This window comes from Cupriavidus sp. GW822-FHT02D05, assembly GCF_058802485.1.
In genome coordinates this window covers 216,872-228,841 of record NZ_JBXAOE010000013.1, presented here as the reverse complement: position 1 = coordinate 228,841, position 11,970 = coordinate 216,872, and the positions used below count along the sequence as shown (strand labels likewise).

9 protein-coding genes are annotated in these 11,970 nt (G+C 65.4%); 3 read left to right on the top strand and 6 right to left on the bottom strand.

The genetic code is table 11. The annotated features are described in order from the left end of the window. Nucleotides 1-237: 237 nt before the first annotated feature. The 3 genes from AC1RQK_RS19260 to otsB are packed head-to-tail and all read right to left on the bottom strand — an operon-like array spanning nt 238 to nt 4,303. A complete protein-coding gene (locus AC1RQK_RS19260; protein ID WP_174425597.1) occupies nt 238-1,629 on the bottom strand; it encodes an alpha,alpha-trehalose-phosphate synthase (UDP-forming) in 1,392 nt (463 codons plus the stop codon). 34 nt (nt 1,630-1,663) lie between these two features. Beyond that, nucleotides 1,664-3,502 carry a glycoside hydrolase family 15 protein gene (locus AC1RQK_RS19255; RefSeq protein ID WP_492810534.1) on the bottom strand — a complete coding sequence of 613 codons (1,839 nt, stop codon included), beginning with the start codon at nt 3,500-3,502 and terminating at the stop codon, nt 1,664-1,666. 12 nt (nt 3,503-3,514) lie between these two features. Beyond that, nucleotides 3,515-4,303 carry a trehalose-phosphatase gene (otsB, locus tag AC1RQK_RS19250; RefSeq protein ID WP_492375788.1) on the bottom strand — a complete coding sequence of 263 codons (789 nt, stop codon included), beginning with the start codon at nt 4,301-4,303 and terminating at the stop codon, nt 3,515-3,517. Between the two features lie 243 nt (nt 4,304-4,546). Here otsB and ilvA point away from each other — a divergent pair, with 243 nt between their 5' ends. Both ilvA and queF read left to right on the top strand, forming a co-directional pair. Beyond that, nucleotides 4,547-6,073: a threonine ammonia-lyase, biosynthetic gene (gene ilvA / locus AC1RQK_RS19245; protein ID WP_174425600.1), complete on the top strand. Its 1,527-nt coding sequence runs from the start codon at nt 4,547-4,549 to the stop codon at nt 6,071-6,073. A 15-nt stretch (nt 6,074-6,088) separates the two neighbouring features. After that, a complete protein-coding gene (gene queF, locus AC1RQK_RS19240) occupies nt 6,089-6,922 on the top strand; it encodes an NADPH-dependent 7-cyano-7-deazaguanine reductase QueF (RefSeq protein ID WP_043343529.1) in 834 nt (277 codons plus the stop codon). A 67-nt stretch (nt 6,923-6,989) separates the two neighbouring features. On the opposite strand, the gene AC1RQK_RS19235 is transcribed toward queF, so the two are convergent. Continuing rightward, complete coding sequence (locus tag AC1RQK_RS19235) at nt 6,990-8,504, bottom strand: amidase (protein ID WP_492810531.1); 1,515 nt, start codon at nt 8,502-8,504, stop codon at nt 6,990-6,992. Between the two features lie 142 nt (nt 8,505-8,646). Then, nucleotides 8,647-9,777, bottom strand: coding sequence for a substrate-binding domain-containing protein (locus AC1RQK_RS19230; RefSeq protein WP_492375786.1), 1,131 nt, complete (start codon nt 9,775-9,777; stop codon nt 8,647-8,649). 159 nt (nt 9,778-9,936) lie between these two features. Here AC1RQK_RS19230 and AC1RQK_RS19225 point away from each other — a divergent pair, with 159 nt between their 5' ends. Beyond that, nucleotides 9,937-10,350, top strand: coding sequence for a MarR family winged helix-turn-helix transcriptional regulator (locus AC1RQK_RS19225; protein WP_309407351.1), 414 nt, complete (start codon nt 9,937-9,939; stop codon nt 10,348-10,350). Nucleotides 10,351-10,378: 28 nt separating this feature from the next. Here AC1RQK_RS19225 and AC1RQK_RS19220 read toward each other — a convergent pair whose 3' ends face one another. Then, nucleotides 10,379-11,788 carry a carbohydrate porin gene (locus tag AC1RQK_RS19220; protein ID WP_492810529.1) on the bottom strand — a complete coding sequence of 470 codons (1,410 nt, stop codon included), beginning with the start codon at nt 11,786-11,788 and terminating at the stop codon, nt 10,379-10,381. Between the last annotated feature and the right edge of the window lie 182 nt (nt 11,789-11,970).

Genomic DNA, 11,970 nt, shown 5'->3' with positions numbered 1-11,970 from the left:
GTTTAGGAAGAATAGGTCTTTCTTTGTTTTGTCTCCACCCTCTTTGCCGGTCAAAGAAAAGTGACCGGCAGCCCCCGTAGGGGGATGTCGTATGGCTTTTGGGTGCAATAACCAACGCCGCTCAAAGAAACAGCAACCAAGCAAGCAAGGGCGATGTCGTCCGGCCCTTGGGTCCAAAAACCAACACCGCCAGCAAACACCCCAATACCCCCCTACCCCCTTACCCCCTCCCCCCCTTTACCCCCCATCCGTCTCCGCCAAAGTCCTCAAATACTCCCTCCTCCACCAATGCACATCCTGCGCCCGAATCCGCTCCAGCAGCTTCTGATGCCGGGACTGCCGCTCAGCCAGCGGCATATGCAAGGCCTGCTGAATCGCCTGCGCGGTAGCATTGATATCGTAAGGATTCACCAGCAACGCCTCGCGCAATTGCTCGGCAGCACCAGCAAACCGCGATAGCACCAGGACCCCGGGATCGTCCGGATCCTGCGCGGCAACAAACTCCTTCGCGACCAGGTTCATCCCATCGCGCAACGGCGTCACCAGCGCCACGCGGCAAGCGCGGCAAAGGCCCGGCAAACGGCGCCGTGCCGTGGTGCGGTGGATATAGCGCACCGGCATCCAGTCCAGCTCGCCATACTCGCCATTGATCGCCCCGGACAGCCCTTCCAGCTCGCGCCGCAGATCCGCGTAGGCGTCCACCGTTTCGCGCGACGGCGCGGCAATCTGGATCAGCGTGGCGCTGCGGCGGTTCTCCGGATACTGCGCCATCAGCGTCCTGACCGCCTTGAGCCGCTGCGGCAGCCCCTTGGAGTAATCGAGCCGGTCGATCCCAAGCAGAAGACGGCGGCTCGAATACTGGCCGCGCATCATCTCGTACGTCTCGCGCGATTCCTCGCACTGGCCCAGCGCGGCGAACTCGTCGACGTCGATGCCGATCGGAAACGCCTGCGCGCGCACGGTGCGGTGGAAAGCCCGGAAGCGATACTCGCCCATGGGCTCGGCCTGCGCTTCGCTTTGCACGTATCGCGAGAAATGCTCGAGATCGAGCTGGCTCTGGAAGCCAACCAGGTCATAGGCGAACAGGGCTCGCATCAGCCATTCGTGCTGCGGGATGGCGGCAAGGATCAGCGGCGGGGGCAGCGGGATATGCAGGAAAAAACCCATGCGCTGGCCGCAGCCCATGGCGCGCAGCTCCGACGCAAGCGGGATCAGGTGGTAGTCGTGGATCCAGATCACATCGTCCGGGCGCAGCAGCGGGGCAAGCTTGCGTGCAAAGAGCTGGTTGACGCGGCGGTAGATGTTGAGATAACCGGAGTCGAAATCCGCCAGGTCGATGCGATAGTGGAACACCGGCCACAGCACGCCATTGCTGTAGCCCTGGTAGTACGCGTCGTGGTCCTCGCGGCACAGGTCGACCGTAGCCAGCGTGACATTGCCGGCTTGCTGGATATGCAGCTCGCCCTCGCCCGGCGTGCCGCCCTGCGCGGCCTCCACAATCTTGCCGCTCCAGCCGAACCACATGCCGCCGGTAGCCTTGAGCGCTTCGCCCAGTGCCACGGCGAGGCCGCCCGCGGCAAGGTTGCGCGGATCGGCCACGCGGTTGGATACCGCTACTAGTCTGCCCATACATTCCTTTGCGCTGGCCTTGCCGCGCGCGCCTTCAGATCACGGAATCCCATGGCGCGGACAGGCGCATGGCGCCGTTGATCAGGCCCACCATCGAGTAGGTCTGCGGAAAATTGCCCCACATCTCGCCGGTCACGGGGTGCGTATCCTCGGACAGCAGGCCAAGCGGATTGCGCGCCGCCAGCATGGCCTCGAAGATCTCGCGCGCTTGCTCCCGGCGCCCCACGCGCGCGAGCGCATCGATACGCCAGAAGGTGCAGATGTTGAAGGCGGTCTCGGGCTTGCCGAAGTCGTCCGGCGCCTCGTAGCGACGCATATAAGGCCCGTCGCACAGCGACGCTTCCATGGCCTTGAGCGTGGACATGAAACGTTCATCCCTGGGCTCGATAAAGCCGACCTCGGCCATCAGCAGCACGCTGGCATCGAGCTCGCGCCCGCCGAAGCTCTCGGCGAACGCCTGGCGTTCCTCGCTCCAGGACTCGCGCACGATGCGCACCTTCATGCCGTCGGCATGCTGGCGCCAGTAAGCCGCGCGATCGGGCAATTGCAGCGCATCGCCGATCTTGGCGAGGCGGTCGCAGGCGGCCCAGCTCATCAGCGCGGACGAGGTATGCACCCGCGCGCGCGTGCGCAGCTCCCACATGCCCGCATCGGGCGTGCCGAACACGCGTACCGCCTGCTCGCCCACGGTTTCCAGCACATGGTACTCAGCCACCCCGCCGCGGTGCAGCAGGCGATGGTCGTGGAAAGCCTGCGCCGCGCCCAGCACCACGTTGCCGTAGACATCATGCTGGAAGTGCTCCTGTGCCTGGTTGCCCACGCGCACCGGACCCATGCCACGGTAGCCGGACAAATGATCGAGCATGCTCTCCGGTAATTCGAGTTCCAGCCCGATGCCGTACAGCGGCTGGATATGGCCATTCTTGGATTGCATCACCACGTTGGACAACCAGCGCAGGTAGTCCTCCATGGTGCCGACCTCGGACAAGCTGTTGAGCGCACGGATCACGAAGAAAGCATCGCGCAGCCAGCAGAAGCGGTAATCCCAGTTGCGCCCGCTGCCGGGCGCCTCGGGAATGCTGGTGGTCATGGCCGCGACGATGGCGCCCGTCTCTTCATACAGCGACAGCTTGAGCGTAATGGCGGCGCGGATCACCGCGTCCTGCCACTCGCGCGGCACCGCAAGACGGCGGCTCCACATCCTCCAGTAAGCCGTGGTTTCCTGCTCGAAGTCGCGTGCGATTTCCTCCACGCCGCCCTGCAGGGTTTCGTCCGGCCCAAGGATGAAGTTGAGGTCGCGCGTGAGCAGGAAAGGCGTGTGCGACAGCACATAGGTCAGCGGCGCGTCGGTGGTCATGCGCAGCGTGGTGCCGTCGCCGATATAGCGCACGTGGCTGCTGCCGCGCGTGATCTCGGGCTTGATGCGCCCCCAGTCAAAACGCGGCGCCACCGTCACGCGCACACGCGGCGCGCCCTGAACTGGCCGGATGCGGCGGATCAGCGAGGTGGGGCGGAAGTAACGTCCGATGCGAAAAAAACGCGGCGCGAAATCGGTGATCTCAAGGCTGTTGCCATGCCGGTCGGTCAGCCGGGTCCTCAGCACGGCCGTATTGGGCTCGTACCACTGGTGCGCTTCCTGGAAGTCCTCGATTTCGATGGCAAAGTGGCCAGCGTTCTCGCCCGGATCGAGCAAGGCATTGAAGACCGGGTCGCCGTCAAAGCGCGGCAGGCAGCACCACACAATGCGCCCGCGCCCGTCGACCAGCGCGGAGATCGCGCAGTTGCCGATCATGCCCAGCGATAGCGAAGGGGCGGCGTAGCGGCCGGCACCTCCGGCGCGCGCCGGATTATCCTCGGTGGATGGGTTGCTCACAGCGAATCCCCCTCAAGACGTCGTTGTGGATGTAGCTCCGGAAACCTGCTGCTTGCCCTGCGCGGCGGCCATGACTTCGAGTGCCTTGGCGGAGCGATGCAGCCAGCAGCGCAGCGCGGCCGGGCCGGTCACGCTGACGGTGGCGGCGCTGGGCCGCGCGCCAACCAGCAGGCCGACGCCGCCGAGGCGGCGCACCACGGCAAAACCAGCCTCGTCGGTAATATCGTCGCCGGCAAACAGCGGCGTGCGCCGCGCAAATGGCGGGCTGCGCATAAAGGCGTCGATGGCGCCACCCTTGTCGATGCCTGCCGGCTTGAGCTCCACCACCATCTTGCCGTGCAGGACTTCGATGCCGGGCACGCCGCTGGCGAGTTCGGCCGCGAAGTTGCGCACCATGCCTTCGAGGTGGGGAACGGCGCGGTAGTGCACCGCCACCGCGACCGACTTGCGCTCGAGCTGCAAGCCGGGATGCGTACCGACCAGGACTTCCAGCGGCGGGAGCAGCAGCGGCACGCCGGGGTCGGGCTGGCGCAGGCGGTGGCCGCCCGCGTCGCGCAGCTCCGCGCCATGCACGCCGGCGCACGGCAGTTGCAGCGGATGCAGGAAATGATCCAGCTCGGCGATCGGCCGGCCGGAAACCAGGGCTAGCGCGCCACCCAGATGCAGATGCAGGGCGCGCAGCGTCCCCACCAGTTCCGGTTCGACCTGCACGAGGTCAGGACGCGGCGCAAGGTCGGCCAGCGTACCGTCGAAATCCAGGAACAGTGCGGTGTTCGGTTCGATTAGAGGTAGGGAAGGCATTGCGTTACACCGTATCACGAGTGTTCCGGCAGCGTCCACCGGGCTTCGTCCTACAAGGTGCGCAAGCGCCCCTTGGGCGCGCCACGGCGGTGCCTGCACCGCTGCGGTGCACAACGCGCCTCGGCGCACGAAGGTGAGCTTGCCTGCCCTTCGCGGCCGCCTGCACAGGGGTGCAGCCATCGCCGCCCCCCGCCATCCTTTATCATTACCGGTTTCCGCCAATCCCCGCCCCGGCTGTCCACGATGACCCGCAAACCCGATTACCTGAGAAAGATCCTGACCGCCAAGGTGTACGACGTGGCCCAGGAGACCGATCTCACCTATGCAAACCTGCTCTCCGCGCGCACCGGCAACAAGGTGTGGTTCAAGCGCGAGGACACCCAGCCGGTGTTCTCGTTCAAGCTGCGCGGCGCGTACAACAAGATGGCCTCGCTGTCGCCGGAAGAGCTCAAGCGCGGCGTGATCGCCGCCTCGGCCGGCAATCACGCGCAGGGCGTGGCGCTGTCGGCCGCGCGCCTGAAGTGCAAGGCGCTGATCGCGATGCCGGTCACCACCCCGCAGGTGAAGATCGACGCGGTACGCGAGCGCGGCGGCGAGTGGGTGGAAATCGTGCTGCACGGCGACTCGTACAGCGACGCCTACAACCACGCCGCGGTGCTGGAAAAAAAGCACAAGCTGACTTTCATCCACCCCTTCGACGATCCCGAAGTCATCGCCGGCCAAGGCACCATCGCCATGGAAATCCTGCGCCAGCACCCGGGCCCGCTGCATGCGGTGTTCGTGGCGATCGGCGGTGGCGGGCTGATCTCCGGCATTGCGTCCTACATCAAGGCCGTGCGCCCGGAGATCAAGGTGATCGGCGTGCAGACCGTGGACTCCGACGCAATGAAGCGCTCGGTGGACGCGGGCAAGCGCGTGGAGCTCAAGGAAGTGGGCCTGTTCTCGGACGGCACCGCCGTGAAGCTGGTCGGCAAGGAAACCTTCCGCATCACGCGCGAGCTGGTCGACGAGATCATCCTGGTGGACACCGACGCCATCTGCGCCGGGCTCAAGGACGTGTTTCAGGACACCCGCAGCATCCTGGAGCCGGCCGGTGCCATGGCCGTGGCCGGCCTGAAGCTCTACGCCGAGCGCGAGAAGCTCAAGGGCCAGCACCTGGTGGCCATTGCCTGCGGCGCGAACATGAACTTCGACCGCCTGCGCTTCGTGGCGGAGCGCGCCGAGGTGGGCGAGGCGCGCGAGGCGGTCTTCGCGGTCAGCATCCCCGAGGAACGCGGCAGCTTCAAGCGCTTCTGCGAGCAGCTCGGCACGCGCAATGTGACCGAGTTCAACTACCGCATCGCCGACAAGAGCATGGCGCATATCTTCGTCGGCGTGCAGATTGCGAGCCGCGCGGAGAACGAGAAGATCGCCGCCGGATTCCGCCGCCACGGCTTCGATACGCTGGACCTGTCCAACGATGAGCTGGCCAAGCAGCACATCCGCTACATGGTGGGCGGGCACTCGCCGCTGGCGCATGACGAGCTGCTGTACCGATTCGAGTTTCCCGAGCGGCCGGGCGCGCTGATGCGCTTCCTGTCGAGCATGAGCCCGAACTGGAATATCAGCCTGTTCCACTACCGCAACCAGGGCGGCGACACCTCCAACATCCTGGTTGGTATCCAGGTGCCCAAGAACGAGAAGCGCGCCTTCCGCGCCTTCCTCGCCACGCTGGGCTATGTACACTGGGAAGAGACCGAGAATCCCGTGTACAAGCTGTTCCTGTCCTGATCATCCGAGGCAACCATGAGCCTTCCCGAACAATCGCCGCTAGGCAAACCCTCGGCCTACAAGACCGAGTACGACCCGACGTTGCTGTTCCCGATCCCGCGCCAGCCCAAGCGCACGGAGATCGGGCTGGCGCAAGGCCGCGCGCTGCCGTTCTTCGGCGTGGACATCTGGAACGCGTACGAGCTGTCGTGGCTGAACATGAAGGGCAAGCCGCAGGTGGCGCTGGCCAGCTTCATCATTCCGGCCGACACGCCCAACATCGTCGAGTCCAAGTCGTTCAAGCTCTACCTGAATTCATTCAACCAGAGCAAGATCGCCTCGCCCGAGGCGTTGCAGCAGTTGCTGCACCACGACCTGTCCGAGGCCACCGGCGGCACGGTGCAGGTGCGCCTGGTGACCGAGGCTGATCTCGGCACGCAGAAGATGGCCGAGCTGGACGGCGTGCAGCTGGACCGGCTCGACATCGAAACCGACATCTACGAGCCGGCGCCGCACTTGCTGCATGCCGCCCAGGACGAATCGCCAGTGGAAGAAACACTGGTCTCGCACCTGCTCAAGTCGAACTGCCTGGTAACCGGCCAGCCGGACTGGGGCAGCGTACAGATCCGCTACGTGGGCGCGCCGATCAACCAGGAAGGACTGCTCAAGTACCTGATCTCGTTTCGCAACCACAACGAGTTCCACGAGCAATGCGTGGAGCGGATCTTCACCGACGTGATGCGGCAGTGCAAGCCGGTGAAGCTGGCGGTTTATGCGCGCTATACGCGGCGCGGCGGGCTGGATATCAACCCGTTCCGCACCAACTTCAACACGCCGTGGCCGGACAACCGGCGCAACGCACGGCAGTGATGCCGTAGGCCTTGCAGCCAGCAGAGAAGAGAGAAGGCCCGGCGCGTGCGCCGGGCTTTTTTACGCATCAGAACTTGTGCCAGTCTCCCGATTGCTCGAAGGCATGCGCGGCACGGTAGATGGTCGCCTCATCCCAATGCTTGCCCACCAGCATCAAGCCGATCGGCAGCCCGTTGCCCAGCCCGCAGGGCACGCTCATGGCCGGATGACCGGTGGCGTCAAACGGCGCCGTATTGGCCACCATCTCGAAGGCGCGCTGGATCACTTCGGCCAGCGGCGCACCGGGCGCGGGAATCGGCTGCGCCTTCAAAGGCAAGGTCGGCATCAGCAGCAAGTCATAGCGCTGCAAGGTGTCGTCATAAGCCTGGCGCAGCTGACGCGCGAGGTTCTGCGCCTTGGCATAGAAACGCCCGCCATACTGCTGCATGAAGAACTCGCCGACAAACATCGACAACTTGAGCGAGGGCGAAAGCTGGTCCGCCTGCTCGCGCCAGCCCGCATGGCGCTCCAGCAGGCTCGTGGTGTAAAGGCCCTTCCAGTTGAAGCCCATGCCGTTGCCATGCATCATCTGCGCCTGCAAGCCTTCCAGCGCGATGGGCGTCCAGATGGCGGCGCCGTCCAGATGCATGGGAATGCCGACTTCCTCCACCACCGCGCCAAGCCGCGCCAGGCGCTGGGCGCCCTCGCGTACCTTGGCATCGACATCGGCCTCGCTGTTGGCCAGGCCGAATCCTTCGCGCACCACGCCGATGCGCAAGCCCGCCACGCCCCTGCCGAGCGCCTCGGTATAGCGCTCGACCCTCGGCGCGTACTGGCGTGGGTCCAAGCCATCGGGCCCGGCGATCACCTCCAGCAGCAAGGCGTTGTCAGCCACGGTGCGGGTCATCGGGCCGGTGTGGTCGATGGTGGATTCGATCGGCATGATGCCGGTATAGGGAACCAGCCCATGCGTGGGCTTCATGCCATAGCAGCCGGAAAACGCGGCGGGAATGCGGATCGAGCCGCCCTGGTCGCCGCCGATCGCCATGTCCACCTCGCCCGCCCCGACCAGTGCGCCGCAACCGGAGGACGACCCACCCGCGATATAGCCCATCCGATAGGGGTTGTGCACGGGGCCGGTGGCGTTGGTATGGCTGCCGCCGGACAGACAGAAGCACTCGCAATGCGCCTTGCCGACGATGGTGCCGCCGGCGTCGAGGATGCGCGTCACCACCGTGGCGTCGATATCGGGGACGTAGCCTTGCAGCGTCGATGCGCCGTTCATCATCGGCACCCCGGCCAGGCAGATATTGTCCTTGAGCACGACCGAGCGCCCTGCCAGCGCGCCGCCGGCGGCCCCCTTCACTTCGGTCTTGACGTACCAGGCATTGAGGCGGTTTTCCTGGGGCGGCGGCTGGTGGCCCGCGTTGCGCGGGTACTTCGGCTCGGGCAGGAAGTCAGGCAGTTCGTCGACGCGGTCGTAGGCCTGGATGCTGCCTTCCATCAAGGCGAGGTACTCGGCGCATTCGGCCTCGCTCATCGTCATGTGCAGGCTGGCGATCAGCTCGTGCATCTGGGCCTGGGTGGGGCGCTTCACGGTCATGGCGTACTCCTGTGCAAGGTGGGAAAGGCATGAGAAGAATGGCCCGTTATCCTGGGGCAGCCGTCATATTATTTTCCAAAGAAATAATTTCCAAGGAAAATATTTAGCGGCTAGGGAAAACCATGGCGACACAGCCGTGGACTCAGAGTTGCCTGACGACGTTGAAAAAGTGGCCGTTGGCCTCGGCAAGGAAGACCGGTTGCTGCACCCGTGCATTGCCGCGCCACGACAGTCCGCGCACGCTGCGGAAAACCAGCGGCGCTGTGCGCCGCGCACGCTGCGGCGCAGCGGCCAGCGCCGCCAGGAAGTGCACGCCATCGTAGACGGACTGCCCCAGCGCATTCAGCACCGGTGCCCGTTCACCAAAGCGGCCGTGATAGCGTTCCTTGAAGGCCATGTTGGCCTCGTTGGGCAGGGCGGCGAAATAGCCGGCGGCCGCGAACAGCCCCTCGGTATTGGCGGCCCCGATGGCAAGCAAGCCGTTTTCCTCGATGGCGCACGACAGCCGGCGCACACGCCGCTGCAGGCCCGATGCGCCGAACTCGCGGTTAAAACGCACGGCATCTTGCCCGATCAGCGAAAGCAGGACCGCATCGGGCCGCAGCATCTCGATCTCCTGCAGGACCTTGCGATAGGACGCGCAACCGTGTTCCACATAGCGATCGGCCAGCACTTCCCCGCCCAGCGCCCTTAGTGCGCCGCTGGCCAGCCCGTGCGAGGCACGCGGCCAGACGCAGTCATTGCCGACGAACACCCAGCGGCGCGCGCGGTACTGGCGATACATCGCCGCCAGCGCGGGCAAGAGTTGCTGATCCGGTGTTTCGCCGATCGCGTAGACACCGGGCGCGCATTCGCCGCCTTCGTAGAGCGGCGTATAGACAAACGGAATCCGTCCCCCCGTGGCGGCGCGCACGCGCGAGCGCACCGCGCTGGTATGCATGCCGACCACAGCGTCGATTTCGCCCTCGCGCACCAGGCCGCCGAGCAAGTCGGGGATATCGCGGCACTCGTCGACGGCGTTGAACACGTGGAGGCGGAGCTCCCGCCCGCGTATGCCACCCTGCCGGTTCAGTTCTTCCGCCGCGAGCTGCGCGCAGGCGCGTGCCGACGGGCCCCAGATCCCTGCGGCGCCCCGCACCGGGACTAGCAGGCCGACGTTCAGGCAATCGGCGCGGCGCGCGCCGTAGCCGGCCGGCGGCGCATCGACCAGGCAGGTCAAAGCCGGGTCGTCCGGCGCCGGGGCACAACTGGGCTGCAGTGGCTTCCATTGCATGGCTTCGTCTCCTTGCCGGGCGGGGCGGCAACGCCGCGTCTTGTCAGCGCGCCTCGATCCGCACGAATAGCAAGCGAGGACAAGGCCAGAAAACTTTCCTGGGAAAGTTTTCCCGTATTTTTCCCGTATACTAACGCAGTGTTTCACGCAGGCCTGCTCATGAGCGATTTCGACAGCTACCTAGCCCAACTCCTGTCACGCGCCCACCTCGCCGTCCACGCCCGGCTGGAACAGGCGCTGGCGGCGGAAGGCGTACAGGTCGAACATTGGAAAGTACTGCGGGTGCTGGCGGACGAGCAAGGGCACGCCATGGGCGAGGTGGCCCAGGCGCTGGCGATGCATCCGCCCACCCTGACCAAGCTGGTTGACCGCATGATCGGCCATGGCCTGGCCATGCGCAGCCCCGACCTGCACGACAACCGCCGCGTGCTGCTTTACGCCACCGACGATGGACTGGCGCTATCCAAGCGGCTCAATCGCCTGGTGCAGCAGCATGAGGACGGCATCGTGCGCAGCCTTGGGCCCGCCAAGGCGAAACAGCTCAGGGCATTGTTGAGCGCGCTGGGCGACTGAGCCACCGGCAAGGCGCCGCCCCCGGGACTCAGAACTCCGCGTGCAGGCGCACGCCGTAGAACATCGCCGGGCCGCGGTCGCGGTTGTAGCCAGGATTGCGGATGTACTGGAAGTCCGGGCTGATGCTCAGGTACTTGACCGGCTGGAAGCTATAGAACAGCTCAACGACCTGCTCAGGACCATAGCGCAACGCGCCATCGCCAAGAAAAGCGCCCTGCCCGCCGGCAGCCAGGTAAGCCTGGTGCCGCGACCCCAGCATATTCACCGACACCGCCAACCCAACCACATCGCGCGGCCGGCCCCACGCATTGCCGTTGAGCACGCCGCCGGCGGCGACCTGGCGGCCGATTTCCGTAAAGGCGTAGGTCTCGGTCTTGTCGTCCGACATATTGGCGCGCGCGAACACACCGAGCGATTCGTTGACCCGCTGCATCAGCGACAATCCCGCGCCGATCTTGGCGTGCTCCTCGCGCACATTGGCCACGTCCGGCGCGGCGCCAGTGGCGGCGCCGAGTTGCACGGCATCGCTGAACGCGCCCATGCGCGCCTTGTTGCGCCAGAGCAGCAGGCGCGCCACGCCGGGCTGGCCGGCCAGGTTGTAGCGCTTCTCGAACTCGAGGATGTCGCCATAGTGCTGGAACATCCGCGTATCGAGTTCCAGCCCGTTGGACTCCAGCGGTTGCAGGAAACGGCCAAGCCGCACCGACCACATGTCGCCGATGTACTCAAGCGCCACGCCCCAGTTGTAGCCGCGCGCATCGGCCGGGTAATCGAAGGAGCCGTGCGCCATGAACGACCAGTTCATGAACTGGGTGCGCGGGTCGGAGCCGTACTCGTTCTGGTCGAACACATCGAGCACGCCGAAGTTGCCGGCGGTCAGCACCACGCGGCGCTTGTCGACGCTGCCGTCCAGCTGGTTGAAATCGGCGTCCAGCTGTTCGCTGCCGCCGCCCAGCCCCCAGGTCTGGCGGACAAACGCGCGCGCCCGGTAGAACACCGGATTGGTGCTCGATACCTTGGCCAGCTCGCCGTTGCTCAGCCCGCCCAGGCCGTGCAGCTCGGAAAACGGCACGCCCTGCGTCACCTCCGGATTGAAGTGGAACTCCGCGCCGCGCCACAGGCGCAAGCCAAGATCGAGCGTGGTGCTGAACGAGTAGCTCTTGGCGCGGTCCGCCGTCAGGCTGTTGGCGCCGGAGTAGGCCGCGCCGAAGGACGGCTTGCGCTGCCAGATATAGGTGGTCTGGCCATGGAAGGCGTAGTCCTCGGGGGCATCGGCCTGCACGGGCGCGTCGCTGCTTGTCCCGGCTTTTCCCTGCGCCAGGGCCGGCATGGCCGCCATGCCGGCAAGGCCGGCCAGCGACAAGGCCACACCCGCCAGGCGAGTGGCAAAAAACAGGCGTAGCCGCGCTGGGGCGGCGTGGAAGCGACAAAGCAGCATGAAAAAATCCGGGGAACAGCCGCAGGCAAATTCAGGGGCAAGCCCGGCTGATGGGCGGACGAAGCATAGCCAAGCGTTTATGACATGTCTACCTTGCATTGCTGCGGCGCAACATAATGAGAAGACAAGTTGCTTAAACATCACGTTGTAATCGGCCTTGAATTAATTAATTCACAAATTAA

What these genes read in the sequence shown, in the direction of transcription:
- AC1RQK_RS19235 (WP_492810531.1), bottom strand. Translation starts at nt 8,504, where the DNA reads ATGACCGTGAAGCGCCCCACCCAGGCCCAGATGCACGAGCTGATCGCC.
- queF (WP_043343529.1), top strand. Translation starts at nt 6,089, where the DNA reads ATGAGCCTTCCCGAACAATCGCCGCTAGGCAAACCCTCGGCCTACAAG.
- AC1RQK_RS19225 (WP_309407351.1), top strand. Translation starts at nt 9,937, where the DNA reads ATGAGCGATTTCGACAGCTACCTAGCCCAACTCCTGTCACGCGCCCAC.
- otsB (WP_492375788.1), bottom strand. Translation starts at nt 4,303, where the DNA reads ATGCCTTCCCTACCTCTAATCGAACCGAACACCGCACTGTTCCTGGAT.
- ilvA (WP_174425600.1), top strand. Translation starts at nt 4,547, where the DNA reads ATGACCCGCAAACCCGATTACCTGAGAAAGATCCTGACCGCCAAGGTG.
- AC1RQK_RS19220 (WP_492810529.1), bottom strand. Translation starts at nt 11,788, where the DNA reads ATGCTGCTTTGTCGCTTCCACGCCGCCCCAGCGCGGCTACGCCTGTTT.
- AC1RQK_RS19230 (WP_492375786.1), bottom strand. Translation starts at nt 9,777, where the DNA reads ATGCAATGGAAGCCACTGCAGCCCAGTTGTGCCCCGGCGCCGGACGAC.
- AC1RQK_RS19260 (WP_174425597.1), bottom strand. Translation starts at nt 1,629, where the DNA reads ATGGGCAGACTAGTAGCGGTATCCAACCGCGTGGCCGATCCGCGCAAC.